The following is a 17,880-nucleotide window of genomic DNA, read 5'->3' as shown; positions in this document are numbered from 1 at the left end:
TTAGATATATATTGCTGCCCGCGACTAATGTTAGATTAGCCAAATTGCACAGCATAACGAAGAGCAGCGCCCCTTGAGCAGCACCCACTTAAAACATCTGAAGATCATTGACTTTCATCTGGCTTTTTTTGGCCGACTGCAGCGCGTAGACTTAATGACTCACTGCGAAATCAGCGTGGCCACCACCTCGCGGGCGCTGTCTGAATACCGAGAGCGCTTTCCCGACCGCGTGAATTATGATGCCAGCATGAAGACTTATTTTGCGGCGGATGATTTTAAGCCGGCCTTCGCCCATCAAGCGCAAGAGGCATTAAATTTTATCGCCCATGGCAAAATCGAGCGTTTTATAGGTGAGGCGGCCGAGGCGGACTTATCCCGTTTGCCGACGCTATCGGCCAGCTTGTCCGTGCCACTCGTTCGCCACATCACCATGGCCCTTGCCCTGAATAGGCCCATCACCTTTGATTACTATTCGGCGAGTTCACAGCGCGCACAACGGTTGGTGCAACCCTTGGCCATCTTTGAAACGGCCAAGGCATGGTATTTTCGCGGCTACGATTTTAATAAAGAGCAATTTCGGATATTTCGCTTTAGCAGAGTGCTGAGCGTGAGCCAAACCCGCACGGCACAGGCTGAAGAAGTGCAGAGTAAAATACAAAGAGCGGTGCCTATCGACAGCGATTGGCAAGAGCAGGTTATCGTGACCTTAATGCCGCACCCTAAACACCCTAATCCCGCGGCGCTAAAACTCGACTTAGGCTTAGTCGATAAACGGGTGTGTAACCTAAGGGTGCGTAAGGCCTTGGTGGGTTTCTTGCTGAGCTCGCTGCGGGTGGACGCCTCGGCTAACGCCACGCTCTCGCCGTTAGAGCACCAACTGTATCTGGCCAATCGCCATGAATTAGTCGACCTCGACTCCATGGTGCTGGCGCCGGGTTTTGGCGCTCAATAACGCCTTGGCGAGCTAAACCACAGAAAAATTAGTATTTTTTAGACCTATATTGTTAGGTCGTAAATTAACCCAATCCGCACGTTGACAAAGCCCCGCTTTGACAAAACCAAAAAGGAATCCGTTATGCTTGCGCCTTTATCTCCCGGCTTTATGGTGCTGCAGGGCAACCGCTTAGAAGACTTGCGTGAAGTGGCCGTGCATTGGCTGGCGCAGCATCCGCTGGGGCCCTTAGAAGATGAATGCATCTTGGTGCAAAGCAATGGCATGGCCCAGTGGTTAAAAATGGCCTTAGCCAGCAATGCACAGGGCACAGGCATAGCGGCGGCGATTAATGTGCAATTGCCGGGCCGTTTTATTTGGCAGGCGTATCGCTCGGTGTTTCCCGACCTGCCCACTAGCTCTCCGTTTGATAAAACGCCGCTCACTTGGCGTATTTATCGCCTGCTCGGTGACTGGCCGCGCCTGCAAGAAAGCCTTGGGAGTCAAGCAGAGGCGCTGGGCCCATTAGCGGGCTTTTTAACCGCAGACCAAGACCCGCGCCGGCGTTATCAGCTGGCAGCCAATTTGTCGGATCTCTACGACCAATATCAGCTGTACCGTGCCGATTGGTTAGCGGCTTGGGAGGCAAACCAAGACCTGATTATTAAAGCCAATGGCCAAGCTGAGCCTTTGCCGCCAGAGCAGCGCTGGCAAGCCTGCTTGTGGCGAGCATTAAGTGCGGATATTCACAGCGATGCTGCGCAGTTAACCGCGGCTACGCATTTGGCTGACACGGCTTGGGCCACCGCCAGCCGCGCCGCCGTGCATCAGCAATTCATTAAAGAGTGCCAGCAATACACGCCAGAGCAGCGCCCTGCCGACTTGCCGCGGCGCGTGATCGTATTCAGTATTTCCTCTTTACCTCGGCAAACGCTGGAATTTTTACAGGCGCTGGCCAAGTTTACTCAAGTGATGATTTTTGCCACTAACCCCAGTCAACATTATTGGGGAGATTTAATTGAAGGTAAGGCGCTGCTTAAGCGCGAATATAAGCGCATTGCCGAGCGCAAAACCCCCGCTAACTTAAATCTGGAAGACTTGCACGCCTATGGCCATCCGCTGCTAGCGTCTTGGGGTAAACAAGGCCGAGACTTTTTGCATCTGCTCGATGAGCACGACCAGCCCGATGATTATCGCCAGTTGTTTAATCAGCAAAAAATCGACTTATTTAGCGAGCCCGGTGACGGCTGCCTGTTACACCAATTGCAGTCCGATATTCTGAATTTAAGCCCGCTGGCCGAGCGTCAAGCCAAAGGCAGCACCATTAATCCGGCACCAGACAACAGCGTGCAGTTTATGGTGGCCCACAGCCCGCAGCGAGAAGTAGAAATATTACACGACCAACTCTTGGCCAGCTTTGCCGAGGCCAAACGCCAAGGCACGCCGTTAAATCCGCGCGATATTTTAGTGATGGTGCCCGACATCAACGTCTATGCCCCGCATATTCAGGCGGTGTTTGGTCGTTATATGTCGAGCGACGACAGTAAAGACTCGCCACGAGATAAACGCTATCTGCCGTTTCATATTTCAGACCAAAGTCAGCGCAGCCAAAATACGCTGCTCATTGCCCTAGAAAAATTACTGCACTTGCCTCAATCGCGCTTTACCGTGAGCGAGCTGTCTGACTTATTAGACACGCCGGCCCTGCGCGAGCGCTTTGGCATTAATGAGGCGGACTTACCCACCTTGCGCCAGTGGATCCACGGCGCCAATATTCGTTGGGGCTTAAATGGTGCGCAACGTCAACAGTTGCACCTGCCCGCCTTGGAACAAAATACTTGGCTGTTTGGCTTGCAACGCATGTTACTCGGTTTTGCGGTGGGCAATCACGCCAGCTGGCAAGGCATAGAGCCCTATGAAGAAGTGGCTGGCTTAGAGGCCGCGCTAATCGGGCCTTTGGCCTTGTTGTTAGACAGCCTACAAAGCGCTCAGCAACACCTGCTGCACGCGCACACTCCAGCCAGCTGGCTGAGCATAATAGAAGGCTTATTGGCGGACTTTTTTGTGGAAACCAGTGCCCCCGACAGCTGGGCACTCACTAACTTAGAGCTGCAGCTAGAAAGCCTGCAAGCCGCGTGGCAAGCCGGCGGCTTAAGTGAGGAGTTATTACCCATTGAAGTGGTACGCGAAGAGCTATTGGCGGGTCTGGATCAACCCACCCTCACCCAGAAATTTTTGGGCGGTGCCATTAATTTCGCCACCTTAATGCCGATGCGCGCCATTCCGTTTCAGCAGTTATGGCTGCTGGGCATGAACGATGGCGACTACCCGCGCAACGTGCGCCCCGCCGACTTTGATTTAATGGCCCTCGATTATCGCCCCGGCGACCGTTCGCGCCGCGAAGATGACCGCTACTTATTTTTAGAAGCCCTGCTCTCGACACGCCAGCGCTTAGTGGTGAGCTGGATAGGCCGTGATATTCGCGATAATACCGAGCGTCCGCCGTCGGTAATCGTCAGCCAATTGCGCGATCACCTCAACGCCGGTTGGCAACTCGCCCCCGAAGCCGCCACCGCTCCCAACCAAGACTTATTGAGCGCGCTCACCACAGAGCATCCCTTGCAGCCTTTTAGTCAGCGCTATTTTGCCGTGGGCCGAGACCCGCGCTTATTCACCTATGCCAGCGAGTGGCGAGATTTGCATGACACCACGCATGCCGAACAAGATGCTCACGCCAAGACCCAGCAACTCGCGCCTTGGCAGCCCGGCGCGGCCATCACCTTGGCCGACTTAGGCCGTTTTTTACGCAATCCAGCGCAGTATTTTTATCAGCAGCGCTTAGGGGTACAGTGGTTTGATGCGGACCAAGAGCTGGCAGATATAGAGCCCTTTAATCTCAATGGCTTAGACAGCTGGAGCCTGCGTAATCAACTGATCCAGCGGGTGACTCAGCAGCTTACCCAGCAGCTGCAGCTGTCCGTGAGCGACAGCATCAGCCAAGGGCTGGACAGTTTGCAGCGCGCAGGCAGCTTGCCCATGGCGCCGTTTGCCACCTTAGTGCAAGAAAAGCTCGCCGCCGAGCTAGAAACCCCCTTGTCCGAATATCAGCAGCTGTTGGCGGCTTATCCGCAACTGCTGCCCATTGAGGTACAGCACTTGGCGCTAGATGAAGAGTTGCGGCTAGATGAAGGGTTGCAGCAAAATGAAGGCCTGCGACTAGAAGACGGCTTAGCAGATATTCGCTATAACGGGCGCGGCGATTATGTGCGGGTAATAGTGCAAGCCAGCAATCTGCATTCCGGTGACAGCATCAAATATTATAACGTGGTGCGCCAATGGCCGAGGCACTTACTTGCCCAACTGCGCCAGCCCACCGCCACTCATCTACTGGGCCCTGCCACCCATCTTATATTGCCGGCCATGGCCGCCGACGAGGCCAAAGTAAGGCTGTTAGACATGCTCACCGCCTATCAAGCAGGCATGGATCAGCTGTTGCCCCTGCCCTGTAAAACGGCGTTTTCCGCCCTAACGGCCGCGGGCAAAGCCCAAGAAGCCTATGAAGGCGGCTATAGCGTGGGTGCCTATGAAAACAAGGGGGAGCTGGCGGAGCTACCGGCCTTACAGCAGTTTTGGCCCACTTATGACCGCCTCACCCAAGACGCCCGCTTTATGCAATTTGCCACCTTACTCTATCAGCCCTTAGTGGAGGCGACCCAATGAGCTCAGTACAAACACAGCCCCCTATGCCAAAAACACAAGTCACCCAGCTTGATCCGCTTACCTTTCCCTTATTTGGCAGCCGCCTCATTGAAGCCAGTGCCGGCACCGGCAAAACCTTTACCTTGGCCTTATTATATGTGCGGCTGATTTTAGGCCAAGGCCTTAATGGGTGCGGCTTTCAACGCCCGCTGACACCGAAAGAAATTTTAGTGGTGACCTTTACCGAGCTGGCCGCCGGCGAGCTGCGTGACCGTATTCGCGCCCGCTTAGTGGAAGTGGCCGACTACTTTAAAGACCCCACTCAAGCCGATGATGGTTTGTTAGTGACGCTGCGCCAAGATTACCCAGCTGACGAATGGCCGCGCTGTGCTTGGCGCTTACAAATGGCCGCCGAAAGCATGGATGAAGCCAGTGTGTCGACCATTCATAGCTGGTGTAATCGCATGTTGGTAGAGCACACCTTCGACACCCGAGGCCTGTTTAGCCGAGAGCTGGTGACCGACACCCGTGACCTATTAAGTGAAGTGGTACAAGATTATTGGCGGGTACATTTTTACCGCCTCAGCACGGCAGAAGCCAGCAAGGTGCTCGGTGCGTTTGCATCTCCCGGCGAATTAGAGGCGGCATTGCGTGACGTCATAAAGCCCACCAGCGAAGGCATTAGCTTTATAGGCCAGCCCTTGGTGGCAGCGCCTAATATGCTCACCGAGGGCTTGGCCGAGTGGGCCGCTTATCAGGCACAAGTCGATAAAAAACGAGCGGAGGTGCGTACCGAATGGGCGGATAACTGGCAGGAGATAAAAGATCACTTGTTAGCGCTGCAACCGGGCTTGAATAAAACCAGCTTTCCTGCGGATAAATTTCCGCTTTTACTGGATGAGATTGCCGCTTGGCTGAACGGCGAGGGGCCCGAGCCCGATAAGCTACGCCGCTTTGCCGCCGGCTCTTTTAAGATCAATAAAACCGCCGCCATCAAGACCGAACTGCCGTTAAAGGCCTTTGCGCTGGTTAAAGAGCTCAACGACTTAACCGCAGAAGATCAGCAACCCGCCCTGCCCATTTATGCCGCCGTGTTGGCTGAGGCCGCGCTGTGGGTAAAAACCGAGTTTCAAAAACGCATGCAACAACATGCGCAAATGGGCTTTGACGATCTGTTAGTACAACTCGCACAAGCATTGGATCCCGATCACGCCTTTGAGCATGCCCAGTCTTTGGCCGCCACCTTAAGGCGCAATTTCCCCATCGCCATGATTGATGAGTTTCAAGACACGGACCCCATCCAATTTTCTATTTTCGACCGTATTTATCGGGTGGCAGAAAATAGCCCAGAGCAGGGTATTTTTATGATCGGCGACCCTAAACAGTCGATCTACAGTTTTCGCGGTGCCGACATTCATACCTATTTGGCGGTGCGCAACGCCACCCAAGACCGCCACTACACCCTGAAGAAAAATTTCCGATCCACCCAAGGGGTGGTGGATGCCTGCAACGCCTTTTTTGCCTATGCGGAGCAACAGCCCGAAGCGGCCTTTCGCTACCAGGCACCTGAGAGCCCAGACAATCCCATTCCCTTTATTGCGGTCGATGCCCAAGGGCGCGATGAACAGCTTTATCTCCATAACCAAGCCGTGGATCCCATGACGCTCTGGTATTTTGCCGGCAACGAACCGGCGAAACCCCTGAGCATGGGCGCATTTCGTGAGCAGGCAGCGGCCGTGGCCGCCAGCCAAATTAGTGAATGGCTAACCGCCGCCTCTGCAGGCCTTGCCGGTTTTGGTAAAAACGATGTGGAGCAGGCCTTACAACCGGCAGACATTGCCATCTTGGTCAGAACCAGCAAAGAAGCCGGTCTGATGGCCGATACGCTTAGTGCTCGCGGCGTGCCCAGCGTATTTTTATCAGACCGGGAAGCCTTATTAGCCAGCCCAGAAGCCGCCGACTTGCTGCATTGGTTACGAGCCTGTGCCGAGCCCAGTGATGAGCGTTTGGTAAAGGCGGCCTTAGGCACCTGCACCTTAGGCTTGGCGTTAACGCAATTGGCTAAGTGGCAAGAAAATGAGCTGGCGTGGGAAGCCGAGATGCAGCAATTTAGCCGACTGCATTTTATTTGGCGCAAGCAAGGCATCTTAGTAATGTTGCAACGCTTGATGGCCCACTATCAGCTACCGGCGCGGCTGTTAGCTCAAGCTAAAGGCGAGCGTAGCCTCACCAACCTCTTGCATCTTGGCGAATGGTTACAACAAAGTGCCAGCCACATAGACGGTGAGCAAGCCTTGATCCGCCACCTTCACCAACACCTCGGCCAAGACGATCAGCAACATTTGTTGCGCCTAGAAAGTGACGCCCGCCGAGTGAAGATTATTACCATTCACAAGTCTAAAGGCTTGGAGTTTCCGTTAGTGTTACTGCCCTTTATCAGCGGCTGGCGCGACATTAATGGCAGACAAAAACAGGTGTCCTACCAGCTAGATGCCGGTACCTATACCGAAGTGGCGGGCGATAAAGTTTTCCCACCCGCTTGGCACGCCGCCAATGAGGAGCGCATTAAAGAAGACTTGCGCCTCTTGTATGTGGCCATCACACGCGCCAGTCATGCGCTCTGGCTCGGCATCGCCCCTTTGGCCTCGGGCAGAGCCAATAAACCCCAATTGGAAAAGTCGGCGCTGGGTTATGTATTAAATGGCGGCAAGGTTTTTAAAGATGCCGGTGACGTGTGGCAGGCCGCCGAGGCCTTGGCGCAACACCCCTGCATCACCTTAGTGAGCGCGCCCGAGGCCAACGATGTGCAAGCGCCTAAACTGGCTGAAACCGCCCTCGAAGCCGCGCGCCCTGCCCCTCAGTTGGGCAATTTAAGCAACTGGTGGATAGCCAGCTATTCGGCCCTGCAGTTTGGCAACCAAGCGCAATTTGGTGGCTCAGATACACGGCACAGCCCTCAGCCCAATGAACCCACCAGCGCCCAAGAAGATCAGCTGCTGGAGCTGAGTAAGACACAGCTTGAGGAGGCAAGCACCGCCAGTCTGGCGACCTATAGCCCTCAGGAACGCGCGGTGACCTTGTTGCCCGCCAGCAACGACGTTATGCATCTGTTTCCTCGCGGCCCTAAGTGGGGCACCTTTCTCCATGGTCTGCTGGAATGGGCCGCCGTTGCCCGCGGCAGTACGCCCGAAACCCGCCATTTACGCGGCTTTATGGCCGCCGCTCAAGATGAGGCGGGCCGTAACGCCATGCTCGCCAGTCGCTGCAAGCTGCGCAACATCGAGCACTTGGTCGAGCCGTTAAGCCTCTGGCTTACCGACTTTATTCAACAACCTTGGCAAACCACCGGCTTTGCCCTTACAGATCTAACACCGGCCAATATCGCCGTGGAGTTAGAGTTTTTAATTGAGGTGCATCAGGTGAGGGCCCTCGACTTAGACGGCTTAGTGCGCCCCTACACCTTACAAGACACACCCGCGCCCCAAGCTAAGAACAACGTCTTGAATGGCATGCTCAAAGGCTTTATCGACTTGGTGGCAGAAAAAGACGGTCGCTATTACGTCATTGACTGGAAGTCGAATTATCTGGGTGCCAGTGATGCAGATTACAGCCAAGCCAGCATGCAAGCCGCCATTAATGAACACAGGTATGATCTGCAATACGTGCTCTATATCTTGGCCCTGCACCGCCAACTCACGGCGCGCTTACCCGGTTATGATTACGATCTGCATGTGGGCGGCGCCCTGTATGTGTTTTTACGGGGCTGGCAAGCCGAGACCCAAGGTTTATTTCACCACAAGCCACCCAAGGCCTTAATTGAAGCGCTTGATACGCTCTTTAGCCACGCCATTGAAGGAGTCAGCCTGTGACTATCTCCCACACCTCATCAAGCACGCCCGTTATGGCCACCACTCTCCCCTCACTTCTGAGTCAATTAGCCACTTGGGTAGAGCTGGGGGCGCTGCGCAGTCTGGATTTGGCGCTCACCCGCTTTATACAACAACAGGTGCCAGACACCGATGAATTGGCGTTACTGGCGGTGGCATTAGTCAGTGAGCGCAATGGTCATGGCCATGTGTGCCTGGACTTAAGCGCCGCCTTGGCGGCACCCAAATTATTGCTCTCTGCAGTTAAGCTCTCTGCAGTTAAACACCAATCTGCAGTTAAACCGGCCGTAAAACAGCAGCCCGAGGCCAGCAGTGAACACCCGGCGCGCGAGCAATTGGCGGAACGCTTAAGCCAACTTAGCTTAACCACTTGGCTAGAAAAACTGAGCGCCAGCAGCGTGGTTGAAAACCGCCTTCATCTACACGCCAGCCAAGACCTTGAGCGCGGTAACTCACCACTGGTGTTAGCCGGTAGCCCAGCCCGCCCTTTATTGTATTTACGCCGCTATTGGCTGTATGAGCAAAAAATTAAGGCCGCGCTGAGTCAACGTTTGAGCGTGCAACAACCCCTGCCAGAAGTCGCCACGCAACGCTTATTAGCGACCCTATTTCCAATCACTCAGGCATCAGTCAATGCGGGCTCGGGCTCGACCTCAAGCACCGACTGGCAAAAGGTGGCCTGTTTATTGGCCGCCCGCAGCCACTTTGCCATTATTACCGGCGGCCCGGGCACCGGCAAAACCACCACAGTGGTAAAGCTGCTGGCCTTATTACAGGGCCTGCGCTTAACCAACCAAGAGCCGCCGCTGCAAATTCACCTCGCCGCCCCCACCGGCAAGGCGGCCGCTCGGCTCAGTGAGTCCATAGCCGGCAGCGTGGCACAATTGCCGCTGCCCCAAGACTTGGCCGAGCCACTCAGACGTTGCATTCCTAAAGAGGTGACTACCCTGCATCGCCTACTCGGTAGCTTGCCTAATACCCGCAACTTTCGCCATCACGCCGCCAATCCGCTGCCCACAGATTTAGTAGTGGTAGATGAAGCTTCCATGATGGACGTGGAAATGATGGCGCGGCTACTGGAGGCATTACCCAGTCACGCTCGGCTTATTTTATTGGGCGATAAAGACCAGCTCGCCTCAGTTGAAGCCGGATCCATCTTGGGCGACCTATGCCAAACCGCCGACGCCGCTCACTATACTCCCGAGACGCAGGCGTGGATTAAACAACTCAGCCAAGAAACCTTGGCCGATGCTTTTATCTACCCTCAAGGCCGCGCCTTACAACAAGCCACCTGTATGCTACGCCACAGTTATCGCTTTAGCGCCCATCCGGGCATAGGCGAGCTGGCAAGCCAAGTTAACTCAGGCCTTGCCACCCCAAGCAGCCTAAAGGCCATCTTTGCGCGACACCCGCAAAGCTTACAGAGCCTAACGCTACGCAGCGCGCCAGATCAGTACTTTACCGATCTCATTCCTTTGGCCAAGCTGGCGGTGGCGGGCTATCAAGGTTACTTAATCACCCTTAACGAGCTGCAACCAAGCGTGGGGGCCAGCGCCGAGGAGCTCAGTGCTTGGGCGTTAGCTGTGTTTGCCGCCCATAATCAATTTCAACTGCTGACCGCGGTGCGCCAAGGCACCTTTGGTGTAGAAAATCTTAACCAATTAGTGTTTAAGGCTTTACAGAAGAAAAAGTTACTCACCGACGGCGAGCCGGTCTGGTATGCCGGTCGCCCTTTGCTGGTCACCCGTAATGACTACAGCCTAAAGCTGATGAATGGTGACATTGGCATCTGTTTACACTGGCCAGGACAGGGGCTAAGAGTGGCATTTCCTGATGGCGAGCAAGGTATTCGCTGGGTATTACCGAGCCGCTTGCAGGGCGTAGAAACGGTATTTGCCATGACGGTGCATAAATCACAAGGCTCTGAGTTTACCCACACCGCCCTAGTGCTGCCCGACTACGGCAATCCGGTATTAACCAAGGAATTAATCTATACCGGCATCACCCGCTCTAAGGAAAAGTTCACCTTAGTGCACAGTAAAGACGCCGTATTAAGCCAAGCGCTGCAAAGCCAAGTGGAGCGTGCCAGCGGCTTAACCGCACTGGAGGAATAACGAGCACGAGTCGTTTTCGCCATGCGCCTAGCTTGATCCCATTAAGCTAGGCGCATGGCAAGTTAACGCGGCCCTCAACAGCTTAGGATCTGTGCGGCGGCTTATTGCGGAGGATTGCTGTATTTGGTTTTTACATACTTAAACAGCCCCAGCGCCATGGCTTTGCCTGATTTACCCACACGCCGCACTTGCTTGGCGAGCCCCACGCCCCTGTCCACCGCTTCTTTGTTGCGGCGATTAAGCTGCACATTGTAGGCGTTTAATAATTGCTCGCTGAGCAACAACTTTAAATCTTCCACCCCAAAGTGCGGCTTAGTATCGCTAATGGATAACGCCACCGTAAAATCTGGCGTTAATATGCCTTTGTTATACGCCATTGCTTGGCTAATGGTTTTTGATTTTTGGTTGCTCATATCAGTGACATCATAAGGCGGCTGCCAATCATTCGCCGGTGCTAGCCTATCCACCTGATTCACGATACAAATTACCGTCGGCTCCTTACGGGAGATATTGGCAGTTTTCGCATAATGCTGGTTAATTTTTTGCTTAAATTTATTATCTAACTCGCGGGCCGGCTGATTCGCCCTCACCAACCACAGCACTAGATCTGAGGTTACATACTCGGCGAGCATTAACGCCTCGCTCGCCTCATTACCATCTAAGCCGGGCAGGTCAACAATCTTCACCGCCACATCACCCAACAGGGCTTCACACACAGTCATACCCGAGGTAGTCGCAAGCGCACCTACCTCTACCGCAAATTCACCCTTTAATAGGTTGGTAAGAGACGACTTACCGGCGCCTATTTGGCCGATAATGGCCATGCGGATTGGCTCCAACTCAAGTGCCAGATGCGCGCTATCCGTGGCCATAGTTTGCGAGGCTTTAACATCTTCATCTTCAATACTGAAGCGTTTGCTGTAAAGATTAATGGCCACGGCAGCCACTTCATCTAATAGCGCGGCTTTGGCCTTGAGTTGCATCTCATCGACTATGCCTTGGGTCATATTTGCTGAAAACTGCTGCTTAATAAAATCAGACACGGCTTTGGCGGGGTTGATAACTATGTCTTTGGCATAATTTAATGCCTTTAATACATTAAATAATACCGGCCCAAAGTCGCCATATTTATCATAAAGCTCATAACCCGATTTAAGGCGCGAGACGTTTAAGAACTCCACTACCGGAATATGCTCTTTTAACACCAAGCGATAACGACGACTGATCTCTTCAATCAGTTTTAATCCCTCGCTAATCGAAAAATCCAGTGACTGCTTGTTATAGGCTTTTGCCACCAAGTCAAAAACCAGTAATACCTTTTTATCCATCTCGGACCAATCACTGTCGCTTACCAGTAACGCTCTCGAATAAGCTTTCGCTTGCTGCCAGATTTCTAATTCACGCTTAGACCAAGCAGCCGACGCCGAGACTAAATCATCCGCCAAGCCATGCACTGAATCATCCACTGAGTCATCTAAGCGATTAAGCTGCTGCACACGCTGTTTTTTTGTTTTTTCAGCCAAGACTCGAGCGACAGAGATGATGACATACACCACAGTCACACTCAGGGTAATGGCTAACGACAAGGCCAACAAATAGCCATATTTAATGGCCAGCACAATGCCAAACCCCATCAGGATCAGCATCGGCAATATGCTCACTAGCACCACGGCAGTCCAGCGATCACCCGACAATCGAGCTAGCATCTGATATATATTTTTAAGCTTTATCATAACCGGTCGCCTGCTTGCCCTTCATTAATGCTTCTTTATACAGTGCCTGCATATTCTCAGCCGACACCGGCTCACCTTTACTCTTGCGATAAAAATAATAGCTGGCGGCGCGGCCTAAGCCATAGGTAGTGCCAAAGCTCATGGCGGCGGCCGCCACCGCACCCACGGTTTGGCCGTAGCCGGGAATAATTTTTATGACCTGTCGGCTGGCTAATTTAAGTGAATATTGCAGGGCAAAACTGCTGCCTAAGGTGCCAAGCATTTCGCTAAGGGTTTTCTTATTCCAGTCCACACCGTACTGATTGGCCAAGCTGTGCAGCATTTTAGCTTGCACCATTGGCACCGAAATTAAGCCCATCACAGGAATAAGATCACTGGCCGAGGCCGTGCCCGCATACCAAAGCACCTCCTTTTCTACCCGCTGAAAATTGCGCTCTTCTACCGTGGCGTGGCCCTTACTTTCGGCGATTAAGCCAATCATAGGCAGCAAGCGAGCCAATGCCGATAACAGCTGTTCGTACTGATAAATGGCGCCGTCGGCATCGAAAAAATCGACGCAAACCGAGGCAAAATCCTCTCCCCAACTCTCGGCGACTTTATGGTGATTGGCGTTAATGGCGTGCTCGCGCTCTGTACCCTCAAGGCTTAATACGGCGGTATGAATAAGCAGCAAGTGTTTAATGTGGGATTTTTTACGGATCTTTTTTAATGCCGCGACCACCGCAGATTGTTCTTGTTCGTCCACTTTCATGATCACCACAAGGCCGTGGCCGGCCTTGGCTAGCTCTGCTAAATCGGCGCTCGGATCATAATCCGCCTCGCCTAAACCGCGAGTATCGAGAAAACGAATTAAGGGTAAATCCTCAGGAAAGGCATAACTCATGGCCGTTAAGGTGCAGGGCTGAAAACCGTTGCCAATTTCAATGGCAGAATTACCTGTGATGGCTTGCAGCAAAGAAGACTTGCCGGCACCGGTTTTACCCAGCAGCCAAAGTGTGGGTAAATTTTGCCGCTGAAAAGCCTGTGCCGACGTGAGATCAGGATTTTTACTGGGATTGATAAAGGCTTTCAGTTTATCAACGCTAAATTTTGCCATTGAACCTCACCTACTTATCTAAATCAGCGAAAAATAGAGGATGCACGCCATGCTGGCAGCCATAGTGCCATCACCCTAATGCGGCACAAGTGCTTTTCATTTTTAGAGGGAAGTCGATCACAACTTAACATGGGTTCCACGGTTTGGCTGATGGCGGAGTATGGAGTCTAGATTACTATTTATCGAAAAAGCGCAGCCAGTTTTCCTCGTAAATTCTTCTCACACAATCTGTGTCACAAACGCAGCTCTCAGACGCAGGTAATAAACGAGTTTGCCTACATAAAGACGGGGCACTCGCATACAGAACCTTAGTGTGGATTGCCCTCTTCACTTTTATGCTTCACCCTTGGCCATTAAAAATAGTCACTCACTCTAACGCCAAGCATGAATAAAGCTATGGTAACAGCTCACTAGCAGATCTGCGTCTTGGGCATAATCAGGAATCGCGTCGGGGAAATAGAGCGCGCAGCGGCTGCCGGCATTTTGGGCGGTTTGTAAGTCAAACAGATAATCGCCTACATATAAAATATCGGCGGGTGCTAACTGCCACTGCTGACAAATCAGCTGTATGCCTTCGGGGTGCGGTTTAGGCTGGGCATCGTGGCGGGTTAACACCAGATCTATATCGATACCCAGCCTATCAATGGTCATTTGCGCCGCTTCGGGGATATTGCGCGTTAAAATAGCTAACGGCAGCGACTTAGCGCGTAAACAGGCAATCAGCTCCTGCGCCCCGTCCACCCAAGTGGCGGTGCGCGAGCTGCGAATTTCATAGTCGTGCACTATATCAGTGGCGATACTGCGCGCAGCTTCGTCATCTAGGCTGTCCACGTACGCAAGAATATCTTCACCCGGCGCCATACCAAGCTCAGCCCGCAGCCCCACAAAATCAGGATTTGAGTGCGCTAAGGTACCATCGAGATCGAAGATCACCCCCCGAATATCGTTAAGATTTACATCGCTAAGTAGAGTGATCACAGATCTTCCCTATAAATAAAGTATTCAGCCTAAAGGAAACAGTTTACCCATAATTTGTCTCATTAGGCAGACGATACCATCACTAACCCCATGGTGTGCCCCATGATTAGCCGTTATTTGGCAAAGAGCAGCATCTAACATCGCTCTTAAACCGTGCGCGAGTACTAAGAATATAATTTGAGTTGAGCTAGAGTGATATCTGTAGTGGCATAGTGAGAGCCAAACGTATTCGTAGCTTAGCGATACAGGCAATGTTGAATACCGGTCAAAACAGGTGCCTGGTCACCAAATGGTCACGGTTTGGTCACGGGGAGGTTTTTACAAAGTAGGTATGAAGAGCTTTAGCGGGGATGGAAAAGCAAACAGCCCTAGCTATCAATAGCTAAGGGCTTCTTTAAAAATGGCGGGGTGGCAAATGCGTAGCATTTGAAGGTTAGAGCGTAGCGACCACATACAGTAAGTCCACGGAGCCAGAATGATAAAAGGCCTGCTCATAAAAGCAGGCCTTTTGAATGATGGCGGAGTGGACGGGACTCGAACCCGCGACCCCCGGCGTGACAGGCCGGTATTCTAACCAACTGAACTACCACTCCTCGTCAGCAGTGTGCTGCAGACGGGTGCCATACTAGACCGACGAGAATAATAGGTCAACCACAAAACATGCCAGTTTGGGATACTCGATTAAATTTTAGCCATCAATGGTAAAAATAAACAATTAAGTTATTTTTCATTCGCCTTTTATTCGGTTTTTAGCGACGCGTTTTCTTAAAATCCAAACAACTAATACCAACAATAACAGCAAGATAATGCCGGCAATGCCATAAATCAGCGGCTTACCACTCTCAACGGCGGCTGGCTCTTCTCCAACCACAATAGGAGGACTAACGCGGATCACTTGCTCCACCAAATCCAGCTGCACTTCTCTGGTACTTTTGTTCGTGGCAAAGGCTCGCCCTTGCCAGTAATAGTTACCTGGCTCTATGGCATCCGGTAATTGAATGTGCGTGCCGGTACCGGTAATGGGAATGCGTTGTTGCGACGGGGTCACTAGCTCACCCGAGATAACAATAGTGTTAGTAATCAATTCATGATCGGCGGTTATCGTCATATACCATTTGCCTTCTGCATCGGGCTTAGAAAAGCTCAATTTCAGCGGCATGGGATATATCATTACCTCTTGTTCTTGGGTGCGCGCCAGCACTTGATTGCTAATTTGGGTCTGAAACAGGTACTCGCCGGGCAAAATATCCAAGATAACTTCGGCTGTGAGCTTGCCATCATTAGGAATAGCATCCAGCCCCACACCGTCGTCTTTAAATTCGCCAACCATTACCGGTGCGGGGGCAAATTGGGCCTCGGGATCCTTGCGTAAATTAATCAACTGCGCCTGCAAGGTTAAATCTTGTAAATAATAGTTAGCATCCAGCCGAGTATCGCCGTGGCGCAGCTCCGCATTCAGTTTTAATACTTCTTGCTGATAGAGACGATCGGCCATAGGGCCCAACGCCAGCTCAAATTCACTGACCAAGGTGATGCCACGCTTTGGGGTAACTTTTCCGGTTGCCTGCCAAGGCCCGGGTTCGGGCTGCCAGAGGGTGATTACATCGCGTTCTGGGGTATTAACCCAACTAATGTGCTCAGGATGATCTTGTTGATAATATTTGGTGCCATCGGGGCGAATAAGCACGACCGGAGCGCTATTAGGCTCGCGCTCAATCAACAAGGTCAACGAGGAAATAGAAGGATCGATGCGAAAAGTGTTACTTAACCAACGCGCGCTCTGCTCAGACGCCTGAGTGCCCAGCGCTGTGATGAGCAAGCACAGGCTAACTGCACAACGACTGACTAAATGATAACCTTGCAGTAGATTACGCTTTCTTAGCCGCGCCATACGCAACTGCCTCCTTTGTTCATGACCAAGTCTAAGCGCGCTTCATGATCGAGTAGCTCTTGGGGTTGGGCGCGGATAATTTTTAATGGCTCACGTTCGCCAGATAAACGACGGATGCCGCCTTTGTCGTCTTGCTGCTGGCTATCACTTTGTAAATTTAATTTGGTTTGGCCGCCGGTCATTAACAGGTAGACGTCGGCCAAGATCTCCGCATCCAAAAGCGCGCCGTGCAAAGTACGGTGGCTGTTATCTATGCCATAGCGGGTACAAAGTACGTCTAGGTTATTTCGTTTTCCCGGATAGAGTTTACGGGCCAACGCTAAGGTATCTGTCACCTTGCACAGATCGGCAATGCGCTCTTTGCGACCAATCAGGCTTAATTCGTAATCTAAAAAGCCCACGTCAAAGGGCGCATTATGGGCTACGAATTCAGCACCGCGAATAAAGTCCAAAAATTCATCCACTTGTGTAGAAAACACCGGCTTATCGGCCAAGAAATCATCGGTAATACCGTGAACTTTAATGGCTTCTTCATCAATCTTGCGATTGGGTTTGAGATACACATGATAATGACGTCCGGTTAAGCGACGGTTCACCACTTCCACCGCACCAATTTCAATGACTTTGTGGCCCATGTAATGAGGGCCTGAGTCCATGTTAAGACCCGTGGTTTCGGTATCTAATATAATTTGGCGCGAGTGCGTTTGCTGATCCATTGATGTGGTCTCCTTTACCCAGACGGGAGCCAGTATAAGTAACTGCCCTCGGCTATGCTACCAAGCGGCGATTTTTGTGTGTCGGATGTGGGCTGTTTTTTAATGATTGCTGTGGCAGACTGCCGCCCTCTTCGGTATTGATAATAAAAGCGTAAGTTAAGCATGATGAAAAAAATTGAACTCTATACTGACGGCTCTTGTTTAGGCAATCCGGGTCCAGGTGGATATGGCGCGGTATTAATTTATAAGGCGCACCGCAAAGAGCTGAGCGGTGGTTATAAATTAACGACCAATAACCGCATGGAGCTGATGGCGGCCATTGAAGGGTTAGCGGCCTTGAGCGATCGCTGCGTGGTGGACTTAACCACAGATAGCCAATATGTACGCCAAGGCATCACTCAGTGGATTAACGGTTGGAAGCAAAAAAACTGGCAAACCGCTGCCAGAAAGCCGGTTAAAAACGTGGATTTATGGAAACGGCTCGATGAGCTTAGCCAACGCCATGAGGTGAGCTGGCATTGGGTAAAAGGCCATTCAGGTCATCCTGAAAACGAACGCTGTGATGTGTTAGCTCGCGTGGCGGCCGAAACCGATGCCATTCATGATGATACGGGTTATGAGGGATGAGTGAGAAGGGTGAAGGGTGAAGGGTGAAGGGTGAAGGGTGAAGGGTGAAGGGTGAAGGGTGAAGGGTGAAGCGGACGAGATAATATAAAACTCAAGACCTCCCCCTTTGCGCGCGGCGCTAGTCTTTAATCCTTCCTGATTACTTATGAACCTCAGCCAGTATGCTGCCTTATTTAGGTTTTTGTAGCTGCCAACTTGTTCGGCAGGC

Annotated in this window: 10 protein-coding genes and 1 tRNA gene; 5 read left to right on the top strand and 6 right to left on the bottom strand. The window is 52.1% G+C overall.

Annotated features, from left to right (window positions below):
• Window positions 1-73 precede the first annotated feature (73 nt).
• The 4 genes from ACEN2G_RS01405 (at window position 74) to recD (ending at window position 10,631) form a co-directional block, all read left to right on the top strand.
• Window positions 74-952 (top strand): helix-turn-helix transcriptional regulator, encoded by an 879-nt coding sequence (locus tag ACEN2G_RS01405; RefSeq protein WP_442019678.1) that lies wholly within the window; start codon window positions 74-76, stop codon window positions 950-952.
• A 123-nt stretch (window positions 953-1,075) separates the two neighbouring features.
• A complete protein-coding gene (gene recC, locus ACEN2G_RS01400) occupies window positions 1,076-4,651 on the top strand; it encodes an exodeoxyribonuclease V subunit gamma (protein WP_442019677.1) in 3,576 nt (1,191 codons plus the stop codon).
• The gene (gene recB / locus ACEN2G_RS01395; RefSeq protein ID WP_442019676.1) at window positions 4,648-8,499 is read left to right on the top strand and encodes an exodeoxyribonuclease V subunit beta; all 3,852 of its coding nucleotides are present in this window, start codon (window positions 4,648-4,650) and stop codon (window positions 8,497-8,499) included. The genes recC and recB overlap by 4 nt, the downstream gene beginning before the upstream one ends.
• On the top strand, window positions 8,496-10,631 hold the full coding sequence (recD, locus tag ACEN2G_RS01390; protein WP_442019675.1) for an exodeoxyribonuclease V subunit alpha: 2,136 nt from the start codon (window positions 8,496-8,498) through the stop codon (window positions 10,629-10,631). The genes recB and recD overlap by 4 nt, the downstream gene beginning before the upstream one ends.
• Window positions 10,632-10,732: 101 nt before the next feature.
• Here recD and ACEN2G_RS01385 read toward each other — a convergent pair whose 3' ends face one another.
• From ACEN2G_RS01385 to dnaQ, 6 genes are all read right to left on the bottom strand, one after another.
• Window positions 10,733-12,364, bottom strand: a complete 1,632-nt coding sequence (locus ACEN2G_RS01385; RefSeq protein WP_442019674.1) for a GTPase family protein — start codon at window positions 12,362-12,364, stop codon at window positions 10,733-10,735.
• Window positions 12,351-13,460 (bottom strand): YcjF family protein, encoded by a 1,110-nt coding sequence (locus tag ACEN2G_RS01380; protein WP_442019673.1) that lies wholly within the window; start codon window positions 13,458-13,460, stop codon window positions 12,351-12,353. The genes ACEN2G_RS01385 and ACEN2G_RS01380 overlap by 14 nt, the downstream gene beginning before the upstream one ends.
• Window positions 13,461-13,832: 372 nt before the next feature.
• Window positions 13,833-14,438 (bottom strand): HAD family hydrolase, encoded by a 606-nt coding sequence (locus tag ACEN2G_RS01375; protein ID WP_442019672.1) that lies wholly within the window; start codon window positions 14,436-14,438, stop codon window positions 13,833-13,835.
• 516 nt (window positions 14,439-14,954) lie between these two features.
• A tRNA-Asp gene (locus tag ACEN2G_RS01370) sits at window positions 14,955-15,031 on the bottom strand.
• Window positions 15,032-15,165: 134 nt separating this feature from the next.
• A complete protein-coding gene (locus ACEN2G_RS01365) occupies window positions 15,166-16,329 on the bottom strand; it encodes a hypothetical protein (RefSeq protein ID WP_442019671.1) in 1,164 nt (387 codons plus the stop codon).
• Complete coding sequence (gene dnaQ, locus ACEN2G_RS01360) at window positions 16,317-17,045, bottom strand: DNA polymerase III subunit epsilon (RefSeq protein ID WP_442019670.1); 729 nt, start codon at window positions 17,043-17,045, stop codon at window positions 16,317-16,319. The genes ACEN2G_RS01365 and dnaQ overlap by 13 nt, the downstream gene beginning before the upstream one ends.
• A gap of 162 nt (window positions 17,046-17,207) precedes the next feature.
• Here dnaQ and rnhA point away from each other — a divergent pair, with 162 nt between their 5' ends.
• Window positions 17,208-17,672 (top strand): ribonuclease HI, encoded by a 465-nt coding sequence (gene rnhA / locus ACEN2G_RS01355; RefSeq protein ID WP_442019669.1) that lies wholly within the window; start codon window positions 17,208-17,210, stop codon window positions 17,670-17,672.
• Window positions 17,673-17,880: the final 208 nt, after the last annotated feature.

The sequence above is a fragment of the Oceanisphaera sp. W20_SRM_FM3 genome (genome assembly GCF_052119705.1).
Lineage (GTDB): Bacteria > Pseudomonadota > Gammaproteobacteria > Enterobacterales > Aeromonadaceae > Oceanimonas.
Note: the sequence above shows the minus strand (reverse complement) of the source record. Positions and strands in the feature narration are given on the sequence as shown.